This window comes from Aeromonas sp. s12, assembly GCF_040907925.1.
Lineage (GTDB): Bacteria > Pseudomonadota > Gammaproteobacteria > Enterobacterales > Aeromonadaceae > Aeromonas > Aeromonas veronii.
Window position 1 is genome coordinate 1 of record NZ_JBFOCT010000011.1, and the last position, 25,507, is coordinate 25,507.

Annotated in this window: 24 protein-coding genes, 1 rRNA gene and 1 riboswitch; of the genes, 14 read left to right on the plus strand and 11 right to left on the minus strand. The window is 59.5% G+C overall.

Features of this window, described 5'->3' with window-relative positions; genetic code table 11:
• Positions 1-105 precede the first annotated feature (105 nt).
• From rrf to AB5Y67_RS03950, 5 genes are all read left to right on the plus strand, one after another.
• A 5S ribosomal RNA gene (gene rrf / locus AB5Y67_RS03930) occupies positions 106-220 on the plus strand.
• A gap of 284 nt (positions 221-504) precedes the next feature.
• The gene (locus tag AB5Y67_RS03935) at positions 505-957 is read left to right on the plus strand and encodes a pullulanase (RefSeq protein ID WP_042080513.1); all 453 of its coding nucleotides are present in this window, start codon (positions 505-507) and stop codon (positions 955-957) included.
• Between the two features lie 211 nt (positions 958-1,168).
• The gene (locus AB5Y67_RS03940; protein WP_042080514.1) at positions 1,169-3,316 is read left to right on the plus strand and encodes an adenosylcobalamin-dependent ribonucleoside-diphosphate reductase; all 2,148 of its coding nucleotides are present in this window, start codon (positions 1,169-1,171) and stop codon (positions 3,314-3,316) included.
• A 10-nt stretch (positions 3,317-3,326) separates the two neighbouring features.
• Complete coding sequence (locus tag AB5Y67_RS03945; RefSeq protein WP_041210370.1) at positions 3,327-4,010, plus strand: NrdJb; 684 nt, start codon at positions 3,327-3,329, stop codon at positions 4,008-4,010.
• A gap of 220 nt (positions 4,011-4,230) precedes the next feature.
• The gene (locus tag AB5Y67_RS03950) at positions 4,231-5,601 is read left to right on the plus strand and encodes a PhoH family protein (protein ID WP_005358170.1); all 1,371 of its coding nucleotides are present in this window, start codon (positions 4,231-4,233) and stop codon (positions 5,599-5,601) included.
• 82 nt (positions 5,602-5,683) lie between these two features.
• Here AB5Y67_RS03950 and thiQ read toward each other — a convergent pair whose 3' ends face one another.
• From thiQ to thiB, 3 genes are read right to left on the minus strand one after another with little or no spacing between them, the layout of a single operon-like run.
• Positions 5,684-6,379 carry a thiamine ABC transporter ATP-binding protein gene (gene thiQ, locus AB5Y67_RS03955; protein ID WP_199427658.1) on the minus strand — a complete coding sequence of 232 codons (696 nt, stop codon included), beginning with the start codon at positions 6,377-6,379 and terminating at the stop codon, positions 5,684-5,686.
• Positions 6,366-7,985, minus strand: coding sequence for a thiamine/thiamine pyrophosphate ABC transporter permease (gene thiP / locus AB5Y67_RS03960; protein ID WP_199427665.1), 1,620 nt, complete (start codon positions 7,983-7,985; stop codon positions 6,366-6,368). The genes thiQ and thiP overlap by 14 nt, the downstream gene beginning before the upstream one ends.
• Positions 7,982-8,962, minus strand: coding sequence for a thiamine ABC transporter substrate binding subunit (thiB, locus tag AB5Y67_RS03965; RefSeq protein ID WP_199427659.1), 981 nt, complete (start codon positions 8,960-8,962; stop codon positions 7,982-7,984). Before thiB ends, thiP begins: the two co-directional genes overlap by 4 nt.
• A gap of 60 nt (positions 8,963-9,022) precedes the next feature.
• Positions 9,023-9,113, minus strand: a riboswitch (TPP riboswitch).
• A gap of 89 nt (positions 9,114-9,202) precedes the next feature.
• On the opposite strand from thiB, the gene AB5Y67_RS03970 reads away from it, so the two are divergent.
• A complete protein-coding gene (locus tag AB5Y67_RS03970) occupies positions 9,203-9,493 on the plus strand; it encodes a PilZ domain-containing protein (protein WP_005339160.1) in 291 nt (96 codons plus the stop codon).
• A 30-nt stretch (positions 9,494-9,523) separates the two neighbouring features.
• On the opposite strand, the gene AB5Y67_RS03975 is transcribed toward AB5Y67_RS03970, so the two are convergent.
• From AB5Y67_RS03975 to leuA, 5 genes are all read right to left on the minus strand, one after another.
• The gene (locus tag AB5Y67_RS03975; protein ID WP_199427666.1) at positions 9,524-10,453 is read right to left on the minus strand and encodes a transglutaminase domain-containing protein; all 930 of its coding nucleotides are present in this window, start codon (positions 10,451-10,453) and stop codon (positions 9,524-9,526) included.
• Positions 10,454-10,570: 117 nt separating this feature from the next.
• Positions 10,571-11,170 (minus strand): 3-isopropylmalate dehydratase small subunit, encoded by a 600-nt coding sequence (leuD, locus tag AB5Y67_RS03980; protein WP_199427660.1) that lies wholly within the window; start codon positions 11,168-11,170, stop codon positions 10,571-10,573.
• Between the two features lie 12 nt (positions 11,171-11,182).
• On the minus strand, positions 11,183-12,580 hold the full coding sequence (gene leuC, locus AB5Y67_RS03985) for a 3-isopropylmalate dehydratase large subunit (protein ID WP_199427661.1): 1,398 nt from the start codon (positions 12,578-12,580) through the stop codon (positions 11,183-11,185).
• A gap of 33 nt (positions 12,581-12,613) precedes the next feature.
• Positions 12,614-13,699: a 3-isopropylmalate dehydrogenase gene (leuB, locus tag AB5Y67_RS03990; RefSeq protein WP_199427662.1), complete on the minus strand. Its 1,086-nt coding sequence runs from the start codon at positions 13,697-13,699 to the stop codon at positions 12,614-12,616.
• A gap of 192 nt (positions 13,700-13,891) precedes the next feature.
• Positions 13,892-15,454, minus strand: coding sequence for a 2-isopropylmalate synthase (gene leuA, locus AB5Y67_RS03995; RefSeq protein ID WP_139493758.1), 1,563 nt, complete (start codon positions 15,452-15,454; stop codon positions 13,892-13,894).
• Between the two features lie 408 nt (positions 15,455-15,862).
• On the opposite strand from leuA, the gene AB5Y67_RS04000 reads away from it, so the two are divergent.
• From AB5Y67_RS04000 to AB5Y67_RS04035, 8 genes are all read left to right on the plus strand, one after another.
• On the plus strand, positions 15,863-16,483 hold the full coding sequence (locus AB5Y67_RS04000; RefSeq protein ID WP_005349170.1) for a TetR/AcrR family transcriptional regulator: 621 nt from the start codon (positions 15,863-15,865) through the stop codon (positions 16,481-16,483).
• 126 nt (positions 16,484-16,609) lie between these two features.
• Positions 16,610-17,113 (plus strand): phosphatase PAP2 family protein, encoded by a 504-nt coding sequence (locus tag AB5Y67_RS04005; RefSeq protein ID WP_005339149.1) that lies wholly within the window; start codon positions 16,610-16,612, stop codon positions 17,111-17,113.
• Positions 17,110-18,219: an MJ1255/VC2487 family glycosyltransferase gene (locus AB5Y67_RS04010; RefSeq protein ID WP_005349173.1), complete on the plus strand. Its 1,110-nt coding sequence runs from the start codon at positions 17,110-17,112 to the stop codon at positions 18,217-18,219. Before AB5Y67_RS04005 ends, AB5Y67_RS04010 begins: the two co-directional genes overlap by 4 nt.
• Positions 18,220-18,256: 37 nt before the next feature.
• On the plus strand, positions 18,257-18,409 hold the full coding sequence (locus AB5Y67_RS04015; protein ID WP_005341188.1) for a hypothetical protein: 153 nt from the start codon (positions 18,257-18,259) through the stop codon (positions 18,407-18,409).
• A 390-nt stretch (positions 18,410-18,799) separates the two neighbouring features.
• The gene (locus tag AB5Y67_RS04020; RefSeq protein ID WP_005339146.1) at positions 18,800-20,518 is read left to right on the plus strand and encodes an acetolactate synthase 3 large subunit; all 1,719 of its coding nucleotides are present in this window, start codon (positions 18,800-18,802) and stop codon (positions 20,516-20,518) included.
• Between the two features lie 91 nt (positions 20,519-20,609).
• Positions 20,610-21,104, plus strand: coding sequence for an acetolactate synthase small subunit (gene ilvN / locus AB5Y67_RS04025; protein WP_005311605.1), 495 nt, complete (start codon positions 20,610-20,612; stop codon positions 21,102-21,104).
• 104 nt (positions 21,105-21,208) lie between these two features.
• Positions 21,209-21,835 carry a LysE family translocator gene (locus AB5Y67_RS04030; RefSeq protein ID WP_150390595.1) on the plus strand — a complete coding sequence of 209 codons (627 nt, stop codon included), beginning with the start codon at positions 21,209-21,211 and terminating at the stop codon, positions 21,833-21,835.
• 135 nt (positions 21,836-21,970) lie between these two features.
• Complete coding sequence (locus tag AB5Y67_RS04035; RefSeq protein WP_368207576.1) at positions 21,971-22,930, plus strand: LysR substrate-binding domain-containing protein; 960 nt, start codon at positions 21,971-21,973, stop codon at positions 22,928-22,930.
• A gap of 90 nt (positions 22,931-23,020) precedes the next feature.
• Here AB5Y67_RS04035 and AB5Y67_RS04040 read toward each other — a convergent pair whose 3' ends face one another.
• Genes AB5Y67_RS04040 through AB5Y67_RS04050 form a run of 3 tightly spaced genes read right to left on the minus strand, consistent with a single transcriptional unit; the run spans position 23,021 to position 25,466 of the window.
• Positions 23,021-24,202: a M20 family metallopeptidase gene (locus AB5Y67_RS04040; RefSeq protein WP_005349180.1), complete on the minus strand. Its 1,182-nt coding sequence runs from the start codon at positions 24,200-24,202 to the stop codon at positions 23,021-23,023.
• Entirely contained in the window at positions 24,202-24,651 is a 450-nt protein-coding gene (locus AB5Y67_RS04045) for a hypothetical protein (RefSeq protein ID WP_005349183.1), read from the minus strand. Before AB5Y67_RS04045 ends, AB5Y67_RS04040 begins: the two co-directional genes overlap by 1 nt.
• The gene (locus AB5Y67_RS04050; protein WP_005341166.1) at positions 24,648-25,466 is read right to left on the minus strand and encodes a DUF3100 domain-containing protein; all 819 of its coding nucleotides are present in this window, start codon (positions 25,464-25,466) and stop codon (positions 24,648-24,650) included. Before AB5Y67_RS04050 ends, AB5Y67_RS04045 begins: the two co-directional genes overlap by 4 nt.
• Positions 25,467-25,507 lie beyond the last annotated feature (41 nt).

Consider the following 25,507-nt stretch of genomic DNA (forward strand, 5'->3'; position numbering starts at 1 on the left):
TACTAATTACCCGTGAGGCTTAACCATACAACACCCAAGAAGTGTTTCGAGCCTTGTAACGAATACGAAACTACTTACATCAGCTTTCACAGATTGAAGAATTTGCCTGGCGGCCATAGCGCCGTGGAACCACCTGATCCCATGCCGAACTCAGAAGTGAAACGCGGTAGCGCCGATGGTAGTGTGGCATTCGCCATGCGAGAGTAGGACACTGCCAGGCACCCAATACAAGAAACCCCGCTCAATGAGCGGGGTTTTTTATTGGCTGCAATTCAGCACGTCACCGAATTATTAGACTTTCCCCTTCTTGTCATTCATTGATTACCCTTCTAAAGCCCCAAAAAGACCTCTTTTCCTGTTCGATATTTGCTCACTGGTTCAATGGGTTGGATATATAAAACACAGAATGTGATGCCTCTACCTTTCTCGTGATGTTTCCTCTGGTTTAATTCTTCAGTCCATATTGATGGACCAAGGAATCACAATAATTTAAGGAATAGACCCATGTTCAAAAGAACAGTAACGATGATGCTGGCGGCGGGAACCCTGGTATTAGGCGGTTGCGCATCCAATGGTGGTGCAGAGCAGGCGGGGGCAGACAACAGCGACTTCGGTGGCAAGTCCATCTACCTGCGCGGGGAGATGAACGACTGGATGGCGACTGATGAAAGCAAGGTAGTCAAGGTGGCCGACAAGCTCTATATGGCCAAAGGCACCCTCAAGAAAGAGTGGGCCCCCTACAAGTTCAAGTTTGCTGATTCAGGCTGGAGCTGCGGTACCAACTTTGGTTACAAGAGCCCGAGTGATGGTGTTGTCGTGTTGGGTGGTGAGGCGGTGCCGGTTAACCCCTGCTCCAAGTATGAGGACATGAAGTTCTCACCGGATGCTGATGGCGTCTATGAGTTCTATCTGAATATGGCGGGTGAAACGCCGTCCGTTTACGTCAAGAAGCCCTGATCTATCTCTGAGTGTTAAATCTCTCAGCAAATTAATCAGTTAAGTGCCCTGGCGCAGAAATCTGCTGGCCGGGGCATTTTTTTAGGTTAGAATCGGCGCCCTCATGGCATCAGTTGTACTATATGTTGTGTCATTAATTTTATATGGCACTATTGGTTGTGTTTTCTGCTGTTGTCATGATGTCGATGCATTCACATAAGGTTGATTGAAAATGGCTAAATCGAACCCGGTGCTGGAGAGTGAGCTTGGCTCCCGCCTTATCCCCATGCAGGAAACGTCCCTCGAGATCTGGGATAGCAAGTATCGCCTCAAGAGCAAGGATGGCATGCCCATCGACAGCTCTATCGATGAGACTTACCAGCGGGTTGCCCGTGCGTTGGCAGAGCAGGAGCTGGAACCGGAGGCCTGGTATGAGCCGTTCCTGTGGGCGCTGCGCAATGGTGCCATTCCGGCGGGGCGCATCACCTCCAATGCGGGGGCGTTTGAGCACAAGCCTGCTACTTCAACCATCAACTGTACTGTTTCCGGTACCATCGAAGATTCGATGGACGATATCCTTGGCAAGGTGCACGAGGCCGGTCTGACCCTGAAAGCCGGGTGCGGTATCGGCTATGACTTCTCGACTCTGCGCCCGCGCGGTGCCTTTGTCTCCGGTGCCGGTGCCTACACTTCCGGCCCGCTCTCCTTCATGGATATCTATGACAAGATGTGTTTCACCGTCTCGTCAGCCGGTGGCCGTCGCGGTGCCCAGATGGGCACCATGGATATCCGCCATCCCGATGTGATCGAGTTTATTCAGGCCAAACGTGAAGATGGCCGCCTGCGTCAGTTCAACCTCTCCCTGCTCATCACCGAAGATTTCGTCAAGGCGGTGAAAGAGGATGCCCCCTGGTCGCTGATCTTCCCCTACACCGCCAAAGAGGTGGAGCAGGATGGCATTGCGCTGGACGATCCTGCTCAGGTGCTATGGGCCGACTGGCCCAACAAGGAAGGGGTTGTATTCAACGAGTTGGGGCAGGTCGCCTGCAAGGTCTACAAGACCATGCCCGCCCGCAAGCTGTGGAATGTCATCATGACCTCCACCTATGACTATGCAGAGCCCGGCTTCATCCTGATCGACAAGGTCAACCAGATGAACAACAACTGGTTCTGTGAAGAGATCCGCGCGACTAACCCCTGTGGTGAGCAGCCGTTGCCGCCTTATGGCGCCTGCCTGCTGGGCTCGGTCAATCTGACCAAGTTTGTGCGCGACCCTTTTACTGAAAACGCGGCATTCGATTGGCAGGCGTTTCGCAAGGTGGTGGCCATCTTTACTCGCATGCTCGACAACGTGGTGGAGATCAACCAACTGCCACTGGCCAAACAGCGCGAGGAGATCACAGCCAAGCGCCGGCATGGCATGGGTTTCCTGGGTCTTGGTTCGACCCTCACCATGCTGCAGATCAAGTACGGCTCTGCGGCATCCGTAGCCTTTACCGAGCAGGTATCCCAGGAGCTGGCGATGACCGGCTGGCAGGAGTCCCTGCGTCTTGCCAAGGAGAAGGGCCCAGCCCCCATCATGGAGCAGGAGTTCGAAGTGACCGGCAAGATGCTGCGTCTGCGCCCGGAAATGGCGGCTGATGGCATCAAGGTGGGCGACAAGGTGAAGGGCAAGGTGCTGCACGCACGCTACAGCCGTTACATGCAACAGGTTGCCGAGGTGGATCCTGCTCTGGTGGCCGAGCTGGCCGAAGTGGGTGGGCGTTTCACTCACCACAGCAGTATCGCGCCCACCGGCACCATCTCGCTGTCTCTGGCCAACAATGCCAGCAACGGCATCGAGCCGAGTTTTGCCCACCACTACAGCCGCAACGTCATCAAGCCGGGCAAGAAGAGCAAGGAGAGCGTGGATGTCTACTCCTTCGAGCTGCTGGCCTATCGCGAGCTGGTGAATCCGGCGGCCATGCCCTATGCCGATGTTGAGGCGAGCCGTCTGCCGGACTACTTCATTACTGCTGATGACATCACCCCGGCGCAACATGTGGACATTCAGGCTGCGGCCCAGCGCTGGATCGACTCCTCCATCTCCAAGACTGCCAACGTGCCGACCGATTTCCCGTTCGAGCAGTTCAAGGACATCTACATGTATGCCTCGGACTCTGGCCTCAAGGGCTGCACTACCTTCCGCTTCAATCCGGAGGCCTTCCAGGGCGTGCTGGTGAAGGAGAAGGATCTGGAGAACACCCTGTACGATTTCACCCTGGAGGATGGCTCCGTCATCTCCGTCAAGGGGAACGAAGAGATTGAATACGATGGTGAGCTGCACACTGCCGCCAACCTCTACGACGCCTTGAAAGAAGGCTATTACGGTAAATTCTGAGAACGACATTATGGTCAAAAAGATCGACAAGAAAATCGTCGCCTACAAGGTGCGTACCAAGGATGAGCCGCAAGAAGAGCTGGCCCCGCAGGATGACGTGGTGCACATGCACGAAACCGTGTTGCGTCCGGAGCGACTGATGGGCACCACCTACAAGCTGAAGACGCCGGAACATGTCTCCGAGCACTCGCTGTTCATCACCATTAACGACATCATTCTCAACGAGGGCACGGTGCACGAAACCCGCCGTCCGTTCGAGATCTTCATCAACTCAAAGAGCTTGGAACACTACCAGTGGATCGTGGCGCTGACCCGCATTATCTCCGCCGTATTCCGCAAGGGTGGGGATGTCACTTTCCTGGTGGAGGAGCTGCGCTCGGTGTTTGATCCCAAGGGCGGATACTGGAACAAGGGCAAGTACGTTCCATCGCTGATCGCCGAAATTGGCAACGTGATTGAGAGCCATCTCACCGAGATAGGCATGCTCAAGGCGCCGGGGTTGGACGAGCATCAGCAGGCGTTTCTGGCCGAGAAGCAGGCCGAGTTGAAGGCGGCTCAGGAGGCCGAGGAGCAACAGGCTGGCAGCGGTTTCCCGGCCAATGCCGCGCTCTGCTACAAGTGCCACACCAAGGCGCTGGTGCTGAAGGATGGCTGCATGACCTGCCTCAACTGCGGCGACTCCAAGTGCGGCTGACAGACATGCCCAAGTAGTTGAACGATAGAAAAAAGACCGGCCACAGTGCCGGTCTTTGTATTGCTGTTTTTATGCGCAATCAAATCAGGCGGCCAAGTGATTTGTTGCGCGATAGTAAAATCGGGCGTAGCGTTGAGGGTAATAAAACTGTCACGGCCGTGTGGTTTCAATGACATCTGAGATTCACACACGTGGCCCTTCAGTGCCAAGGAGGATGCTTATGGACAATACGGACCGAAAGCTGTTTATCCTGGATACCAACGTTCTGCTTCACGAACCCCTCGCTATCTACTCCTTCAAAGAGCACGACGTGCTCATCCCCATGACGGTGCTGGAAGAGCTCGATAACATCAAGGATCGCAACAAGGATGTCAGCCGCGACGCGCGGGTGGCCATTCGTGCGCTGGAAGATGTGTTCCGCGATGCAACCCCGGATCAGATCACCCAAGGCGTTCCGCTGGCTGGTGAAGCGAGCGGCAATATCTGCATCTTCAGCGATCACCATCTGCCGCAGGATGCCGAGGTGTTTACCGACAAGGAGGCCGACAACCGCATCATCAACGCGGCCCTCTATCTGCAAAAGCACGAGTTGAAGCGTCAGGTGGTGCTGGTCACCAAAGACATCAACATGCGCCTCAAGGCCAAGGGGGCCGGGCTTGCTCACGTTGAAGATTACCGCAGCGACCAGCTGATCGACGATATCCGCCTGCTGGCCAAGGGTTTTCAGGTGGTGCCCGGCAGCTTCTGGGAGCGGGTTGGCGAGTGCGAGAGCGAGACCCACGGCCGCGACACCATCCATGTGATCGATGCCAATCTGCTGGAAGGGGTTCACGTAAACCAGTATCTGGTGGATGAAGAGAATTTCTTCGCCGCCCGGGTACTCAGCCACGATGGCAACAAGATCCGCATCAAGGATCTGGGCCGCGAGCGGCTGATGTCCCGCAAGGCGTGGGGTGTGCATCCCAAGAACGTCTATCAGGGGATGGCGCTTGATGCACTGCTCGATCCGCACATCGATCTGGTGATCCTGACCGGCCCTGCGGGTTGCGGCAAGACCTTGCTGGCCATGGCTGCTGCGCTGGAGTTGGTGATTGAGAAGGGCATTTACGAGAAGGTGATCGTCACCCGGAATACCCCGGAAATTGCCGAAAGTATCGGCTTCCTGCCCGGCACCGAAGAGGAGAAGATGATGCCCTGGCTGGCGGCGGTGACCGACACCCTGGAGGTGCTGCACAAGCAGGACGAGAACATGAGCGGCTCGCTCAGCTACATCATGGAGAAGGCCAATATCCAGTTCAAATCGGTCAACTTCATGCGCGGGCGCAGCATCCAGAACACCTTCGTGCTGCTGGATGAGTGCCAGAACCTGACTGCATCCCAGATCAAGACCATCATCACCCGCTGCGGCGAGGGTACCAAGATCGTCTGCTCCGGTAACCTGGCCCAGATCGACTCCAACTATCTGAGCCCTGTGACCTCGGGTCTCACCTACATCGTCGAGCGTTTCAAGGATTTTGACGGCAGTGCCAACATTTTTCTCAATGGCGTGGTGCGCAGCCGACTGGCTTCGTTCGCCGAGGAAAATCTCTGATTTAGCTGACTATCTTCATATGAAAAAGGGAAGCCACTTGGCTTCCCTTTTTTGATCACGTCACCAGTTCTGTGTCCTTGGGTCACTGTCCAAGGTAGCGCAGCAGCCCCGGGTGGTCGCTGTTTTGCAGAATATCCGGCTTGCCTTGCAGGGCGATGCGGCCCTCGTCGACAAAGAGCACCTGATCGGCAATCAGCTGAGCATCTTCCGGATTGTGGGAGACCATCAGTACGGTAATGCCCTGTTCGCAGGCTAGCCTCGCCACTTCCGCCAGCATCTCCCGGCGCAGGGCGGGATCGAGGGCCGAGAAGGGCTCATCCAGCAGCAGCAGCGGTTTGCCGCGTACCAGCGCGCGAGCCAGCCCGACCCGCTGCTGCTGGCCGCCGGAGAGCTGTTCAGGCTGGCGGTCTAACATCTCACCAAGGCCAACCCGCCCGGCTGCATCGATCACCTGTGCCCGTTCGGCGGCACTCAGGCGCAGGCCCGGGTGCAAGCCGATGGCGATATTGTCGAACACCGACAGATGGAGGAACAGGTTGTGATCCTGAAACAGGGTGGTGACCGGTCGCTCGGCGGGGCCTAGTGGCAGCAGGTCTTCACCATCGAAACTGAGGCGGCCTGATTCCACCGGCACGAAGCCGGCGATCATCCCGAGCAGGGTCGACTTGCCCGCGCCGCTTGGGCCAATCAGCGCGGTGATCTCCCCCTTGGGCAGGGTCGCGCTGAAGCTGACGCGCCAGTCGGGGTAGCTGGTCGCAAGCGTATCAATGTTCAGCATGTTTTCCTCCAAGACCCCGCTCCACCAGCCAGAACAGGGAGAAACAGAGTGTCAGCAACAGCAGAGCGGTGGCGGCCGCCTCGGTCAATCGATAGCTGCCGAGCTGCTGGTAGAGCAGCCAGGGCAGGGTGGTGAGCTCCTGGCTGCCAAACATGGCGATGGCGCCGAGATCCCCCAACGAGAGGATCATCGACAGTGCCATCGCCAGTGCCAGCGGGCGGCGCAGCAGCGGCCACTCCACCAGCCGCAGGCGATGCAGGCCGCGTACCCCCAGGCTGTCCGCCAGCCGGTCATACTGGCGCACCGCCAGCTGCATGGGAGCGGAGAGGGTGCGCAGCACATAGGGTAGCGCCATCAGGGCGTTGACCAGCACCACCAGCCAGGGGCCGAGGGCGAACACATCGGCGAACGGCATAAACAGGATGAAGAGACCGGTGGAGAGCACCACCGCCGGGATCATCAGGATCACCGAACCGCTGGCCTCCCACAGGGCGGCAGCTCGCCGCTGGCGGGTACGTACCTTGAGGTGACGGCTGGTGAGTAGCAGGCCGCTGCCAAGCAGGGTCGCCAGGGTGCCCGCCGCCAGCGCAATCAGCAGCGACTGGCCGCTCGCCTGCCATAGCTTGCTGGAGGTGAGCGCCGTCAGCAGACCGGGGTGGAGGCCGGCGACGACGATGGCCAGCAGCGGCGGCAGAAAAATGGCGAACCCGATGCCGAGCGAGAGCAGATCCACCACGGTCGTGCCCGGCTGATGACGGTCCGGCCGCAGGCAGGGGTGACGGGGTGTCACCCGACTGGCCGGGGTGCTCTGCAGCTTGTGTTGCAGGGCGAGCAGGGCGGCGGTCAGGATCAGCTGCACCAGCGCCAGTCCGCCCGCGGTGGCGAGATCGAAGTCAAAGCGCAGCGCCTGATAGACGGCCACCTCCAGAGTGGTGGATTTGGGGCCGCCTCCCAGCGCCAGCACTGTGGTGAAGCTGGTGAAGCAGAGCATAAAGATGAGACTAGCCAGCCCCGGCAATATGCCGCGAATAAGCGGCCACTCCAGCAGCCGAAAGATGTGGGATGAGCGCATGCCGAGCTGGCTGGCGAGGCGCCAGCTCGATTCGGGGATGCTCTCTATGCTCTGCAGCATCAGGCGGGCCGCCAGCGGCATGTTGAAAAAGACATGGGCCAGCAGGATGCCGAACAGGCCGTAGAGGTAGTTGCCGGGATCCAGCCCCAGTGACCGTAGCTGTTGCGGTAGCCACCCTTGCTTACCGTGTACCGCTACTATGCCGAAGATGGCGATGATGACCGGCAGTACCAGCGAGAGACCAAACAGCTTGATCAGCAGGGTTCGGCCAATGAAACGGCGCCGCGCCAGCGCGCGGGCCACCGGAATGGCCAGCCCCAGGCTTAGCAGAGTGGAGAGCAGTGCCTGCCCCAGACTGAAGCCCAGCACATGACGCAGATAAGGATCTGCGAGCAGGGTGCGGGGGGCCAGTGAACCGGCCTGCCACAATAGGGCCGCGAGCGGGCCGAGAGATAACAGCAGGATCAACAGGGTGGCTACACTGCCCGGCAACCACCAGAGGGGACGAGCCTGTAGTTTCAGATAACGGCTCACTGGGTGACGGCTTGCAGCCACTCGCGGATCCACCCTTTGCGATTGGCGGCCACCTCATCGCTGCTGAAGGCGAGCGGCTTGGCTACGGTGATCATCTGCTCGAAGCCCTTGGGCAGCGGCGTGTCGATCACCGGATACATCCAGTTGCCGGTCGGGATTTCCTGCTGGAAGGCGGGGCTCACCATAAATTGCAGGAACTGGTCAGCCAGCTTCTCCTGTTTGGCGCTCTTCAGCTTGGCAGCCACTTCTACCTGACGGTAGTGACCCTCTTCGAAGGCGGCAGCCTGATACTGGGGCTTGTTCTCGGCAATCAGATGATAGGCCGGAGAGGTGGTGTAGGAGAGCACCATGTCCGCTTCACCATCGAGGAACATGCCATAGGCCTCTGACCACCCCTTGGTGACGGTGACGGTCTTTTTGGCAAGCTCGGTCCAGGCGGCAGGCGCCTTGTCGCCGTAGACAGACTTCATCCACAGCATCAGCCCCTGCCCCGGGGTGGAGGTACGGGGATCCTGATAGATCACTTTGAGGTCGGGGCGCTCCACCAGTTCTTTCAGGCTTTTGGGTGGCTGCTTGAGTTTGTCCTTGTCATAAACAAAGGCGAAGTAGCCGTAGTCGTAGGGGATGAAGGTGTCATCCTGCCAGCCACCCGGCACCTTGATGCCATCCAGCTTGGCAGGATGAGGGGAGAACAGGCCGCTTTGCTTGGCTTCGCTGATGAGGGCATCGTCGAGCCCCAGCACCAGATCGGCCTTGCTGTGGTTGCCCTCCAGCCGCAGCCGGTTGAGGATGGCGACCCCATCTTCGAGGGGAACCAGATTGAGGGTGCAGTCGCACGCTTTCTCGAAGGCCTGTTTGATCTTGGGCCCCGGACCCCACTCGGCAGTGAAGGAGCTGTAGGTGTAGACGGTGAGAGTATCGGCGGCGAACACATTGGCCGACAGCAGGCCGGTGGTGACCAGCAGCAGGGTCTTCATGGGTGGCACTCCCTATTACTTGTTAATAACGAGGTGCCAGCGGGTGAGGGCGCAAAAAATGAGCGCCATGCCTCAAATTCCTCCGCCAGCATTATCTGGATCAGGTACACGGGTATAATCTCAGCGGTAAACCGCACCCCGTTTGAGAAACGAACCGCATTGTATTAACGTTCTTTTGGGTAGACCAGCACAATTGTGCAATACCCATGAGATGACGCCCACCCAACAGAGGATGTTCGCGTGCTTACCAATACCAAGGAAAGGCGTGCCTTTGCGCGCATGGTCATCAATGCTCCGGTCACCGTCTATCAGCAGCAGCTGGTGCTGGAGGGGATCTGCCGAGATCTCAGTGCCAACGGCATGGGGATTGCGGTCTCTGAACACCAGCTCGACATCAATCAGCCCATCCGGATCAGTCTTGCCACCAACAACAACCTGTTGCCTCCCTTTGAAGCCCATGCCCGTATTATCCGGGTGCTGGAGGAGGAGAGCGGGTTGCTGCTGGCGGTAGAGTTTCTGCCTCAGGGTTAATCCTCTCTCCCCATCGGCAGAGGGAGGGGATTAACCTTTCTCCTGAACCGGCTGCACACTCAACTGCTTGCTATCGACCAGCGTTTTGCTGGTCGATGCTATTTGGCCCGCAGGCAAGGTGGCGGGACCGGTAGGTTCGAGCAGCAGGTAGTTCTGCCCCTGCCAGTTGATGGTCACATCCCCCGGCTTGGCGGGCAGGTCAACGGCCAGCAGGGCATGGCCGGGGACGAACACCATGGCCTGTTTCAGTTCGGGAAAGAGCTGAGCCAGCATGGCGGCCATCAGGGTTACCTTGCTGTCGCAGTCGCCCCGGTTCTGCTCCAGCACCTGACGGGGAGATAGAAATCCCTTGCCCTGCCTGCCGTTCAGGCTATCGAGCTGCTGATAGGGGATGCTCTGGATAAAGGTGAGCATATGGGCCACGGTTTTCTGGCGCGCTTCCGTTTCGGTGCTGCCCTGCTGCTTGAGTTGATCCGCCAGCGGAGCCAGCCCGCTGCGACTCTCCAGCGCGATGCGCACATGATCCTGCTTCACCGCCAGCTGCCCGTCCGGGGTGTTGAAGTACTGGAAGTAGTGTTTGGTCAGCCACGCCTGCTCCTCTTTGCTCCGCTTGGACTGCAGAAAGGCCATCGCCTCGCGCGCCTTGTCCTGATTGCGGCTTTTCAGATGCAGCTCCAGCGAGGGACGGGCGAGGGTGAACTGCACCTCGGGGTAGTTCTGGCGCACCTCCCGCAGCAACACTTGCAATACCTCCTCCTGCATTCTCGCCGGGCGATAGGCGATAAGAGGCGGCAACTTGCCCTGTTCGAGCCGGTAGGTGAGCTGTTGGGGTTTGCCTTCGCTATCCTGCCAGCCGACGCTGATCTGGCCGAGGCTGTTGTTGAAGCTGGTTTGATTGGCCCCCGCTGGCAGGGCAAGCAGCAGGGCACAGAGCAGAGGGATTGCCGTCGGTCTCTTCATCATCCTTTCCTGTGGCACGGGCCAGTTCCGGTGGCCCAAAGTGGGAAGCGTAGCGGGCAGTAAAACAGGGAGCCGAAGCTCCCTGTTGATTCTACTCGTTTTTTTGCAACTGGCGCGTTAAATCCAGCTCGGCTGCTTCGCCTCAAAGGCGCTGATGGCGGCCTCGTGCTGCAGGGTCAGACCGATGGCATCCAAGCCGTTGAGCAGACAGTAACGGCGGAATTCATCGATCTCGAAACCGAAGCAGAGGCTAGCTGCGCGCACCTTATTCGCTTCCAGATCCACCTCGATCTCGATGCCCGGCTGGGCGGCCACCAGCTGGAACAGGGCGTCGACCTCCTCCTCCTTCAGACGCACCGGTACCATGCCGTTGTTGATGGCGTTGCTGTAGAAAATGTCGGCAAAGCTTGGGGCAATGATGGTCTTGAAGCCGTAGTCCGCCAGCGCCCATGGGGCGTGCTCGCGGCTCGAGCCGCAGCCGAAGTTCTCGCGGGCCAGCAGAATGCTGGCACCGGCGAATTGCGGCTGGTTCAGTACAAACTCGGGGTTGGGCTGCTGGCCGGCATCGTCCAGGAAGCGCCAGTCATGGAACAGGTGCTTGCCAAAACCGATGCGGTTTACTTTTTGCAAAAACTGCTTCGGAATGATGGCGTCGGTGTCGACGTTGGCGCTGTCGAGGGGGACGACGATCCCTTTATGCTGTTTGAATCCTGTCATCTAAATGTCCTCTTACAGTGCGCGAATGTCGGCGAAGCGGCCGGTGACGGCGGCGGCGGCGGCCATGGCCGGGCTGACCAGATGGGTGCGGCCTGCGCGGCCCTGACGCCCTTCGAAGTTACGGTTGCTGGTGGAGGCGCAGCGCTCTCCCGGTTGCAGCCGGTCGTTGTTCATGGCCAGACACATGGAGCAGCCGGGCAGGCGCCACTCAAAACCGGCCTCGATGAAGATCTTGTCCAGCCCCTCGGCTTCGGCCTGCGCCTTCACCTGCTCGGAACCCGGCACCACCAGCGCCTGCACGCCAGTGGCCACCTTGCGACCGCGTGCGATGGCGGCGGCCGCACGCAGATCCTCGATGCGGCTGTTGGTGCACGACCCGATAAACACCTTGTCGATGGCAACGTCGGAGAGCTTCTGGCCCGGTTGCAAGTCCATGTAGGCGAGCGCCTTGCGGGCGGATTGCTGTTCCATCAGATCGCTGAAGGATTCCGGTGCCGGAATCGGCTCATTGACGGCAATCACCTGGCCCGGGTTGGTACCCCAGGTGACCTGCGGGGCGATATCGGCGGCATCCAGCACTACTTCGGCATCGAAATGGGCACCTTCATCGCTCTTGAGGCTCTGCCAGTAGGCGATGGCCTGCTCCAGTACCTCGCCCTTGGGGGCAAACTCCTTGCCACGAATGTAGTCGATGGTGGTCTGGTCGGGGGCTATCATGCCGGCCTTGGCGCCCAGCTCGATGGCCATGTTGCACACCGTCATCCGCCCTTCCATGGAGAGGCCCGCAATGGCATCGCCAGCAAACTCCACCACGTAGCCGGTACCACCGGCATGGCCGACCTTGCCGATAATGGCCAACACCACGTCCTTGGCGCTGATCCCCTCGGCCAGCTTGCCGTTGACCGAAATGCGCATGGTCTTGGCGCGGCCCTGTTTCAGGGTCTGGGTGGCCATCACATGCTCCACCTCGGAAGTGCCGATGCCGAACGCCAGCGAGCCGAAGGCGCCGTGAGTGGCGGTGTGGGAGTCGCCGCAGACGATGGTGGTGCCGGGCAGGGTGATGCCGAGCTCGGGGCCCATCACATGGACGATCCCCTGATATTTGTGGTTGAGATCGTAGAGGCGAACCCCGAACGCCTTGCAGTTATCGGCGAGCGTCTCCATCTGGATGCGGGCCATCTCGCCGGAGGCGGCGATGTCCTTGGTGGTGGTGGAGACGTTGTGATCCATGGTGGCCCAGGTCAGGTCCGGGCGGCGCAGCTGGCGGTTCATGGCGCGCAGGCCGTCAAATGCCTGCGGGCTGGTCACTTCATGCACCAGATGGCGGTCGATGTAGATGAGGGGGGTCTCCCCTTCCACTTCCCGTACCACGTGGGCGTCGAATACTTTCTGATAGAGGGTCTTGGCCATTGCTTCTCTCTTCCTTGTTTTCTGTTATGCAGCTCAGATCCGGGCGGCGATCTGGCTACCCATCTCGGACGTGCTCTGCACCGGATGGCGGGCGCTGGCCTGATGCAGGTCGGCGGTGAAGTAACCCTCGGCCAGGGTCTGGGCCACGGCCTGCTCAATGGCCTGGGCGGCAGCCTCCATCCCTAAGCTGTAACGCAGCATCAGGGCGGCGGAGAGGATCTGGGCGATGGGGTTGGCAATCCCTTTGCCGGCGATATCCGGGGCCGAACCACCGGCCGGTTCGAACAGGCCGAAACCCGATTCGTTGAGGCTGGCGGAGGGGAGCAGTCCCATGGAGCCGGTGATCATGGCGCACTCGTCGGAGAGGATGTCACCGAACAGGTTGGAGCAGAGCAGCACATCGAACTGGGACGGATCCTTGATGAGCTGCATGGTCGCGTTATCGATGTACATATGGTTGAGGGTTACGTCCGGATAGGACTTGGCGACTTGCGTCACCACCTCGCGCCACAGAATGGAAGAGGCGAGCACATTGGCCTTGTCGATGGAGGTGACCTTGCCACGGCGCACGCGAGCCGACTCAAAGGCAATCTTGGCGATGCGCTCAATCTCGAAGCGATGGTACACCTCGGTGTCGAACGCCTTTTCGTTCGCCCCTTCTCCCTCGCGCCCCTTGGGTTGGCCGAAGTAGATGCCACCGGTCAGCTCGCGCACGCAGGCGATATCAAAACCGCGATCGGAGATATCGGCGCGCAGCGGGGAGAACTGCTCGAGGCCGGTGTAGATACGGGCCGGACGCAGGTTGCAGAACAGCTTGAAGTGGGCGCGCAGGGGCAGCAGGGCGCCACGCTCAGGCTGATCGTTGGGTGGCAGATGTTCCCATTTCGGGCCGCCGACTGAGCCAAACAGCACAGCATCGGCCGCTTCACAGCCTTTGATGGTGCTTTGCGGCAGCGGGGTGCCGTGGTTGTCGATGGCGATACCGCCCACGTCATGGTGATCATACTCGAAGGCGAGGCCGAACCTGGCCTGCACCTTCTCCAGCACCTTGACGGCTTCGGCCATCACTTCCGGGCCAATGCCGTCACCCGGCAATACTGCAATCCGATAACTGCTCATACACTCTCCATCCTGATATTGTCTTTGAGATCCCTCTGCCCGTTTTTCCCGACGCTGCGCGCGGTTCCCGGTTCAGACGTTCCCCGTCCCGATGTTGTCATTCCATGCCGTCTGTGTGGCTGCGAGTCCTGCTCAGACGGTTTCCGATTTGATGCTGTCATTCCATTCCATCTGTTTGGTTCCGAGCCCTGTTCAGACGGTTTCTGATTTGATGCTGTTATTGCGCTCCATCTGCTCGGCCACCTGATCGGCGCGCCAGATGCTGTTGATCACATGGAGCAGGGCGTGGGCCGAGGATTCGATGATGTCGGTGGCCAGTCCCATGCCGTGGAATTTGCGCCCCTTGTACTCGGCGACGATATCGACCTGACCGAGGGCATCTTCCCCTTCGCCCTTGCTCTTGAGGGCATATTTGTCGATGCGGATCTCATAGCCGGTGATGCGGTTGATGCACTGGTAGACCGCATCCACCGGGCCATTGCCGGTGGCCGCTTCGCAGATCAGATCCTGCCCCACTTTCAATTTGACCGAGGCGGTGGCCAGTACCGAGCTGCCGCTCTGCACCCCGAGGTACTCCAGCTTGAAATGCTCGGGCTCCTCGTGGATCTGGCTGAAGAAGGCCAGCGCTTCGAGGTCGTAGTCGAATACCTGCCCCTTCTTGTCGGCCAGGGTCAGGAACTTGCCGTAGAGGTGGTCGAGGTCGTAGCTGCTCTCGGCGTAGCCCATGGACTCCATCCGGTGCTTGATAACGTGGCGGCCGGAGCGGGAAGTCATGTTGAGGTTGTTCTGGGTCAGGCCGATGCTCTCGGGAGTGATGATTTCGTAGGTATTTTTCGCCTTGAGCACCCCATCCTGATGGATGCCGGAGCTATGGGAGAAGGCGTTGGCCCCGACGATCGCCTTGTTGGGCTGCACCGGCATGTTGCAGAGCTGGCTGACCAGCGTGCTGGTGCGATGAATTTCGTTGTGACGGATATTGGTTTGCACCCCGAGCAGATCGGCGCGGGTTTTGAGGATCATCGCCACCTCTTCCAGCGAGCAGTTGCCCGCCCGCTCGCCGATGCCGTTGATGGTGCACTCGATCTGGCGGGCCCCCATCTGCACCGCGCCGATGGAGTTGGCCACCGAGAGCCCCAGATCATCGTGGCAGTGGACCGAGATGATCGCCTTGTCGATGTTGGGGACCCGGTTGAACAGGGTGTGGATGATGCCGGAGAACTCGGTCGGCACCGTGTAGCCCACGGTATCGGGGATATTGATGGTACGGGCCCCCGCCTTGATGGCGGCCTCCACCATGCGGCAGAGGTTATCGATCGGCGTGCGGCCCGCATCCTCGCAGGAGAACTCCACATCATCGGTGTAGCGCAGCGCGTGCTTGATGGCGCTGACCCCCATCTCCAGCACATCCTCGAAGCTCTTTTTCAGCTTGCTCTCAACATGGATGGAGGAGGTGGAGATAAAGGTGTGGATGCGAAACGCCTCGGCGACCCGCAAGGCTTCGCCGGCGGCGTCGATATCCTTGGGCAGGGCGCGGGCGAGGGCGCAGACTCGGCTGTTTTTGATGTGGCGGGCGATGGTCTGCACCGATTGAAAATCGCCGGGAGAAGAGACCGGGAAGCCCACCTCCATGACGTCGACACCGAGCCGCTCCAGTGCCTGGGCGATCTGCAGCTTCTCCTTGACTGTCAAACTGGCCGCCAGGGCCTGCTCACCATCACGCAAGGTGGTGTCGAATATGATGACCCGATCTGACATGTGACTTCCCTCTTCCTAAGTTCGGTAACGTGCATCCTGCGGCGGCATAAAAAAACCCGTGCAGGGTGCACGGGTTTTTGTAAATTCCGGCTATGCCTTAGCCCGGCTACAAGGATCCCGCGCGAGTTAACGCGATTAGGGAGATTAGTAGTAGCGGGGTGGCGATACGCATGACGTTGTTATTCCTTCCAGTCGATAACGCTTTTACCAATATCGAGATTTTTATGCTGTGTCAACACGGAAGGTCAGGGGCAATCTGCTGACGTATTTAATCGGATTGTAAAGGATTGCAAATTTCCTTGTCCCATATTCGGCCCATGACCGATTATCTGGTCATTCCTGCTGTGCTCTATTCTCTGCACAACCAGATCGACTTATCAGCATTGGCTGAATTATCTGAGGTGTTAAATGGAAAAACGTAGACCTGGTCGTCCGGTCGGACGTTCTGACATTCGTGACAAGTTGCTTGCTGCCGCCCGTGAGCGTTTTCTCAATACTCCCTATAGCAAGGTAACTACACGCGAAATCGCGGAGCTTGCTGGCTCCAATCTGGCAATGATCCACTACTACTTCGGCAGTAAAGAGGGTCTTTACAAAGCGGTGCTGGGCGATGTCGCCGAGCCCCTCGACCATGCCTGGCAAGATGAACACAGCAATCACAGCCTCAACGAGCTGCTCAACACCTACTATCAGGTGATGGCGCCCAACAGCGAGCTGACCTCGGCCATCTCCAGCGCATTGTCGACCGAGAAGAGCCCGGGCCGGGATTTTGTGCTGAACCGCCTGCTGGAACGTCAGCTGCCGCAGTTCGATGCCCTGCTGGAAACCATGAAGTCCAACGGTGAGCTGGGTGACAACCTGGATCCCGACATGCTGAAGATCTCCTTCCTCAGCATGATGTGGCAGCCATTCGTGATGAAAGATCTCTACGAGCAGGTGTTTGGCCTGAAAGTGGATGAGCACTTCATGGCCCGTCTGGCGGACCACAACTGCCGTCTGATGGAGACCGGTCTGCGCGGCAGCCACTGATTTTGCCGCAACATCGAGATTAAAAAGGGCCATTCGGCCCTTTTTTCATAAATCTGTTATCCCTTGTTCAACGTAACGTCATCCCGCTTTCTTACTCTGCAAGCAGAATTCAGGGAAGGAGGGGATATGAACAAGATCCAGCAATGGGACCTGCAGGTGTGCCGGGTCTGCCTGCTTCACGGCTACAACCGGCAGCAGGCGAGGGTGAGTCGTCTCATTTCCCGCACCGGCGATGGCCCGCTTTACGCTGTGCTGGCCGCCTTGCTCTGGTGGCAGGGGGAGGCAGAGCGGGAGCTGGTGCGACTGGCGCTGCTAGCCTTCGCCATCGAACTGCCCCTCTATCTGCTGCTGAAAAACAGCCTGAAACGGCAACGGCCGGTCGGCTTGCCAGTCTTTATCACTCCTTCCGATCGTTACAGCCTCCCCTCCGGTCACACCGCCGCCGCTTTTCTGATGGCCACCATACTGGCCACCGGCTTTCCGCTCTGGGCGCCCCTGCTGTTTGGCTGGGCGGCGCTGGTGGGGGCATCCCGGTTGCTGCTCGGGGTACACTACCTGAGTGATCTGGTGGCCGGTGCCCTGCTGGGTGGCGGTTGCGCCGTGCTGGCGCTCGGCTGGAGTCACTCATGAGGATACTGTTTGGGGTGCAAGGCACTGGCAACGGTCATATCAGTCGCAGTCGCACTTTGGCGCGAGCGCTGCGCACGGCAGGGGTCGAGGTGGATTACCTCTTCAGCGGCCGCCCTGCCGACCGCTACTTCGACATGGAGGAGTTCGGCGCCTACCGCGCCTTTCCCGGCCTCACTTTTGTCAGTCACGAGGGGCGAGTTTCTCCGTGGCGCACCCTGCAAGCTGCCTCGCCGCTCACCTTCTGGCGGGATCTGCGGTCTCTCGATTGTAGCGAATATGATCTGGTGGTGAGCGATTTTGAGCCGCTGACCGCCCACGCCGCCCGCCGCTATGGCAAGCCGAGCCTCACCGTCAGCCATCAGGCCAGCTTCAACTGGCCCATTCCGCGTTGGGGGGAGGATGGGGTCAGCCGTCAGCTGATGCGCCACTTTGCCCCGGTGGATCAGCCGCTCGGGCTGCACTGGTTTCACTTTGGTCACCCCTTGTTGCCGCCGGTGATCGACCCCATCGCCGCTGCGCCGGATAACGGCGAGATCCTGGTCTATCTGCCATTCGAGCAGACCGAGGCGATCGCCGCCCTGTTGTCGCGCTTTGGTCAGCAGCGCTTCGTCTGCTTTCACCCCGCCATTCGCACCCCGAGCCAATGGCGCAATCTGCGCTTCGAGCCGCCGTCGCGACACGGGTTTATCGCCGTGCTGGCCGGTTGTCGCGGCGTAATCTCCAACGCAGGTTTCGAGCTGGCTTCCGAGGCGCTCACTCTCGGCAAGAAGCTGCTGGTCAAACCCCTCGGCGGCCAGTTCGAGCAGCTGACCAACGGCAAGACCCTCGAGATGATGGGACTGGCGACCCTGATGGATGTGCTCGATGCCAATCTGGTGCGCACCTGGCTCGACAGCGCCTCGCCCGGGGCGGTCTGTTACCCCGATGTAGCAGGGGAGCTGGCCCGCTGGCTGGCGGCGGGCGCTGACGAGAGCGTGGCCTCTCTGTCGCGGCGGCTCTGGGCGCGCACCCTGTTTCCGGAGGAGGTGAGTGATCGCCTGAGCGAGCTGGATGGGGGCGACTGTTTATCCAGTTGCTGGTTATCGCAAGTGAGCGTTGTTGACTAGACTGAAAGGCGATCCCACCAAGGAGAGGACGGAGCAAATGCGCTTTACCAATGAAAACGGCGAAGTCATGAACCTGGCTGACAATCTCACCCTGCACGAGTTGCTCGATATGGGTGTCAGCATTTCGGTCAGTGAAGAGACCGATCCGGATCAGCAGATCTGGCTGGCGGAGCCGGATCAGGACAACTGATTCATCATTCGGCATCAAGCCCACCGCTGAGCGGTGGGCTTTTTTGTGGCTGTTTTCCCCCTCTGCGGAATGATCCGCTGGCCATTCCCCGACTTCCTTCCCTTTTGTCTCATGGTCGCTGCGGCAAGTCATTGAATGTTAATAGCCGGTTGAAATGTATGACTGTTCTGGTCAGATAAAGCCGTGGACAAGCGTTATGAAGCGGGTTAAGTTGGTTTTTCACCCTATTTTCGGGTGAATGACGGAAAAATCCTTTTTTTCTACTGTCGACGGGGCTGAATTGGACCGATCTGCATTCAGATAACAACAAGAAACGGATCGGGCCGTGCCGGGAAGCACGGCATCGTCGGCGGGATTCGCTAAACGGAGCAAAGCCTGGAGGGCTTTATCATGGAGATGTTATCAGGCGCCCAGATGGTGGTTAGAGCGCTGGAAGATCAGGGAGTTGAGCACGTCTTCGGCTACCCTGGTGGCTCAGTGCTCGACATCTATGACGCTCTCTTCGAAAACGGCAAGATGGAGCATGTCTTGGTGCGGCACGAGCAAGCCGCGGTTCACATGGCTGACGGTTACGCCCGTTCCACCGGCAAGGTGGGGACTGTGCTGGTAACGTCAGGCCCGGGAGCGACCAACTGCATTACCGGTATTGCCACCGCCTATATGGATTCCATTCCGCTGGTGATCCTCTCCGGCCAGGTGCCGACCAGCATGATCGGTGAGGATGCGTTCCAGGAGACCGACATGATCGGTATCTCCCGCCCGGTGGTGAAGCACAGTTTCCTGTGCAAGAAGGCGAGCGATATTCCCGAGGCTATCAAGAAGGCCTACTACATTGCCGCCAGCGGCCGCCCGGGGCCGGTGGTGGTGGATCTGCCCAAAGATGTGCAGAACCCGAAAGAAAAATTCCCCTACCAGTATCCCGAGACGGTCTCCCTGCGCTCCTACAACCCGACCAAGTCTGGCCATAAAGGGCAGATCAAGCGGGCAGCCAAGCTGCTGGTAGAAGCCCAGCGCCCGGTGATGTACGTGGGCGGCGGCGCTATCAATGCCAACGCGGATCATCTGGTGACCAAACTGGCGGAGCTGCTGAACCTGCCGGTGACCACCACCCTGATGGGGCTGGGGGCTTTCTCCGGTGTCCATCCGCAATTTATCGGCATGCTGGGGATGCACGGCACCTTCGAAGCCAACAAGACCATGCACAACGCGGATCTCATCTTCGCTGTCGGTGCCCGCTTCGATGACCGCGTCACCAACAACGTGGCCAAGTTCTGCCCAAATGCGACCGTGGTTCATATCGATATCGACCCCACCTCCATCTCCAAGACGGTGCAGGCCCATGTGCCTATCGTCGGCTCGGTGGAAACCGTGCTGGAGCAGATGCTGGAAGTGATCCGCGAGTGTGGCTTCGATAACGACAAGGAGGCGCTGGCGGACTGGTGGAGCCAGATCAACCAGTGGCGCTCCCGTCACTGTCTGGCCTACGAAAAGTCGGCCACCCAGATCAAGCCGCAACAGGTTATCGAGACCCTCTACAAGGTGACCCAGGGTCAGGCGTTCGTCGCCTCCGACGTGGGCCAGCACCAGATGTTTGCTGCCCTCTACTACCCGTTTGCCAAACCGCGCCAGTGGATCAACTCAGGGGGCCTCGGCACCATGGGCTTCGGTATTCCGGCTGCCATGGGGGCCCAGTTTGCCAACCCGGATGCGGTGGTCTGCTGCGTCACCGGCGATGGCTCGGTGCAGATGAACATTCAGGAGCTCTCTACCTGCATGCAGTACGGGGTGCCCATCAAGATCATCTCCATCAACAACCGTGCGCTGGGCATGGTCAAGCAGTGGCAGAAGATGTTCTACGGCGGTCGTCACAGCCACTCCTACATGGAGTCCCTGCCGGACTTCGTCAAACTGGCGGAAGCCTACGGCCACGTCGGCATCGCGGTGAGCGATCCGGCAGAACTGGAGAGCGCCATGGAGAAGGCCTTCGCCATGAAGGATCGGCTGGTGTTCATGGATATCTCGGTCGACCCGGATGAGCACGTCTATCCGATGCAGATCAAGTTTGGTGCCATGGATGAGATGTGGCTGAGCAAGACGGAGAGGACCTGACGATGGAGCATATTATTTCGGTCGTGCTCAAGGAGCTCAAGTTTGGTTCCATCAAAGACGAGATGTGGCTGAGCAAGGCGGGAGAAATATCATGAGGCATATCATTTCGGTACTGCTGGAGAACGAATCCGGCGCCCTGAGCCGGGTGGTGGGCCTCTTCTCCCAGCGCGGCTACAACATCGAGACCCTGACGGTGGCACCGACCGAGGATCCCACCCTGTCACGCATGACCATAGTCACCATGGGTGACGAGCGGGTGCTGGAGCAGATCCAGAAGCAGCTGCACAAGCTGGTGGATGTGCTCAAGGTGTGCGACCTGAGTGAAGGGGAGCATATCGAGCGGGAGATCGCGCTGGTCAAGGCGCGTGCCGCCGGTGGGGCCCGTGACGAGCTGAAACGGCTGGCAGATATCTTCCGTGGCCAGATTGTCGACGTCACCCCCGAGCAGTACACGGTACAGCTGGTGGGCACCAGCGAGAAGCTGGATGCCTTTATCAAGACTGCCGCCCAGACCAACGAGATCATCGAAGTGGTGCGCTCCGGCGTCTGCGGTATCTCCCGGGCGGACAAGGCGCTGCGGCCCTGATGGCTGGCGGGACAGCTGATGACGCGTCAGCTGCCGCAGAGTGAAAGTAAAGAGGGCTCTGCGGAGCCCTTTTTGTTGGGTTTTGCTTTACGAGGGGAGGGGTAATGTTCGGTATTCATGATCTTGCACTGTTTATGGTCTCGGGCTTGCTGCTCAATATCATGCCGGGGCCGGACTCCCTGCTGGTCATGCTGCGCAGCGGCTCGCAAGGGTGGCGTGCCGGTTCGGTCGCGACGTTGGGTATCGGCACAGGTGTCATGGTGCATGTGCTGGCTGCGGCCCTCGGTCTGTCGGCCCTGCTCAGTGCCTCGGCCGAGTTGTTTGCCCTTATCAAGCTGGCTGGCGCCATCTACCTCATCTATCTGGGGTTCTCCCTGCTGTGCCAGCAAGCAACGGGTTCCATGGAGAGAGGGATCACCTTGCCCGCCCTCTCCTATGGCCAGATTTACCGGCAGGGTGTGCTGACCAATGTGCTCAACCCCAAGGTGGCGCTCTTTTTCCTCGCCTTCGTGCCCCAGTTCATTGCACCGGATGCCCCCGACAAGGCGCTCGCCTTTATCCTGCTCGGCTGCATCTTCAATCTGGGCGGCATCATCTGGTGTCACCTGCTGGTCTTTACCACCGTCTATGCCAGCCACAAGGTTCGGTTGTCGCAGCGTCTCGGTCGCTGGCTCAACCGGGGCATCGGCACCCTGTTTGTCGGACTCGGGATCAAGCTCGCCAGCGACTAGCTCGCCGCTTTCTGACCTGGGGCAGGTTATCGTGCGCGGCGCTGTGGTATGGTCGGCGGTTAGCTGCGGGGTCTCTCCCGCGCTCTCTTATCAACGCCAGCATTGTTGGCCGCAGCAGCGAGATCCCTTGCCCAGATGAACATCGCCCGGCTCAAGAACTTTACCGAGATCGTGAAGAACAACTTCAACATCTCGGCGACGGCGGAGAAGCTCTATACCTCCCAGCCCACCCTCAGCAAGCAGATGAAGATGCTGGAAGATGAGCTCGGGCTCGCCCTCTTTACCCGCAAGGGAAAGAATCTGGTCGGCTTGACCAGCGCAGGCGAGCAGGTGATGGAGTTGGCCAAGGGGGTAGTGGCGCAGGTGGAGCAGATCAACCAGCTGTCGTTGGGGGAGCAACTGGCCACCAGCGGGGTGCTGCGTATCGCCACCACCCACACCCAGGCTCGCTACAAGCTGCCAGCGGTGATCACCGAGTTCAGCCGTCGTTATCCCGATGTGGCGATCCAGCTCCATCAGGGGGCGCCTGCCCAACTGGCCCAGATGGTGCAAAGCGGCGATGTGGATATGGCGATCGCCACCGAGTCCATGTACCTATTCGACGAGCTGGCCGCCGTCCCCTGTTATCGTTGGGGGCGCAGTGTGGTGGTGCCGCACGCTCATCCGCTGCTTGACTGCCAGCCGCTGTCAATGGCGGATCTGGCTCGCTATCCCCTCATCACCTATGTGTTCGGTTTTACCGGCCGCTCGAAGATGGACAAGGCTTTCAGCCGCCACGGCCTCTCGCCGAAAACCGTGCTGACCGCCACCGATACCGATGTGATCAAGCACTACGTTCGGCTCGGGATGGGGGTCGGGGTGATTGCCAGCGTGGCCTTCGACGAGGGGGACAGGGAGGATCTGGTGAGCCTCAACATCGACCACCTGATCGCCTCGAGCGCCACCCATATCTGCCTGCGCAAGCATGCCCATCTGCGCGACTACATGTACGACTTTATCCACCTCTACGCCCCCCATATCAGCCGGGAGACGGTGCAACTTCATCTGATCAATCAGCCGCCCGTCGCCAATATGGTAGAGTTGCCGTGGCACTAGCCGCGGGTTGTTTGTCGTACACAGAGCAAAAATACAGAGACAAAAAAAGAGAGGCCTTGGCCTCTCTTCTGGTTTTATCGGTATGCGGGATTAAGCGCTGCGTGTCGCCAGATTGATAAAAATCTGGGCTCCGACCAGCAGGCAGTCGTCATCGAGGTAGTAGGGGTTGGCATGCAGGTAGTTGCAGATCCCTTTGGCCTGACAGCCGCTGCCGAGGAAGAACATGGCCCCCTTGCGGCCACGGCAGGCGTTGACCATATAGCTGAAATCTTCGCTGCCGGTCATCGGCTGACCCTGAGCGTTGATCCCCTCAGAGGGCAATACATCGGCGGCAGCTTGCAGCAGACGGGCGCAGGCATCGGCGTGGTTCTCAACCGCCGGATACCCGGCATAGACCATCTTGGTCTTGAAGCCGCGCAGTTCGCTCTGGGCCACGATCTCCTTGAAGCTGTTCTTCAGGATCTGGTCGGTCTCGGCATCCATGGCACGGATGGTGCCGCGCGCCTGCACATGGTCGGCGATGGCGTTGGGGATGGTGCCGCCGTTGATCATGCCGCAGCCAAATACCGCCGGGCTGAACGGGCTGGTGCGCTTGGCGACGATGTAGTCCATGTCCTCGATGATCCGCACCGCTTCGCGGATGGCATCCAGCCCCTTGTGGGGGGTGGATCCGTGGGCGGAGATACCGTGCACATCCAGCGTCCAGGCTGAGCCCCAGGAGGACATGACACCGTGGTTGAACTTGATGGTGCCGGTTTCCATGGCGCCGTCGTTATGGAGGGCATAGACCTCGTCTACCCCCTTCATGCAGCCCAGTTCGACCATCTTCTCGGCGCCCGGCACCCGCATATCCTCTTCCGCCATCTGGAAGATAAAGCGGACGTTGTACAGCAGGCGATCGCGGTTGGCGGCCAGAAACTTGGCCGCGGTCAGGGCGATCGCCATATGGGAGTCGTGACCACAGTTGTGAGCCATTCCCTCGTGGGTTGACTTGAACGCAACGTCGCTCATGTCGTGCATCTCGAGGCCATCCATATCGGCACGGAAGGCGATGGTCGGCAGCACAGGATCAACTACCAGATCGCCGTGGAAACCGGTGAAGCCCGGGTAGTCGGTGAGGCGATAGTCAAAGCCTGTCATCAGCTCGCGGCAGTAGGCCGAGGTCTTGAACTCGACGCCGGAGGCTTCCGGAATGGTGTGCAGATGGTGGCGTACTTCGTGGCTGAAGTCGCGCAGGGCCAGCAGGGCCGGTTCAATGTGGATGTTGTTCATCAGATGATCCCTTGAATGGAGAAGCCGAGCTGGGCCACCAGCGAGGCGCCGAAGAAGCAGCAGGTGGAGACGATCATGAAGATCAGGATCACTTTCCAGGACATCTTCTTCAGCTCTTCCAGCTGACCGCCCACCGAGAGACCGGCGAAGGCCAGCAGCGGTACGCAGCAGGAGAGGAAGGAGATCTTGGCGACGGCGTCGATAAAGAGACCGCGCACCGGGGTTTCCGGCAGGCAGATGAGAATGCCGATGATGGTGGCATAGGCAAATGCCGGCAGGGAGGAGGGCAGATAGCGCTTGGCAATCAGCGAAGCGAACACCACCAGTGACATGGCGACGAAGCTGTCACCCATCAGCCAGAGCGGAGTGCCGGTAGTCAGGGTCTGGGTAAACATGGCCAGCAGGATCGCCAGAAAGACGAACCGCATATCCATTACGATGCTTTTCATGCTTTCTCTCCTTTGGCAGTCAGGGCATAGATTTTTTCAGCGAGCGGCAAACCCAGATAGGTGAGGGACAGCGCCCCGAGGGCAGACGAGAGCAGGTTCGAGGCTGCCGCGATACTCAGCACCTGCTGAGCCAGCGCTTCGTCGAGACCGTTGATCAGAGCACCGGAAGCGGCGCTCAGCATGGAGCCTGAGCCCACGCCGGAGCCGGCAGCCAGCGCCAGCGGGTGCAGGCCGGTGAGCGGAGCGATACTGCCCAGCACGCTGAACCAGAGGGTGCCGATGACGGAGCCGCACAGGTAGATGGCCAGCACGCCGATGTACTCCTGGGAGCCGGTGCCGAACTTGCCCTGAATCACTGCGACGGACGGCTCACGGCTGATGGAGGAGCAGGCCCCGATGGCGCGACGGCCAAAGCCGAACTTCACCGCCAGCGGGATGGCGATCAGGATTGGCAGCAGGTTGCCAATCTCCTGCAGGAACAGCGGCACGCCGACGCTCAGGATCATCTTCAGGTTGGGGATGATCATCCCCGCGTACTGGGTGCCCAGGATCAGCAGGCTGAAGCCCACCATCTTGCCGCAGAAACCCTCTTCTTTTTCGGTGAAGAGCTGTTTCCAGCCGGGGATGCGATCCTTGACCGGTTTGGCGGAGACAATCATGCCGATGATGACGGCAAAGAGCATCGGCAGGATCGGGATGATGGCGATGCCGATCCTGATCTCCTGTTTGCCTATCAGGTACTGGGCCACAAAGATCAGCATGGCGGTTGCCAATATGCTGACCGTGACCGTCTTGAGGGGGCTGGTTTGCTGCATAGTTTTTTCTCTTGTTATTCCCATGTGTGGCCATCGTCAGG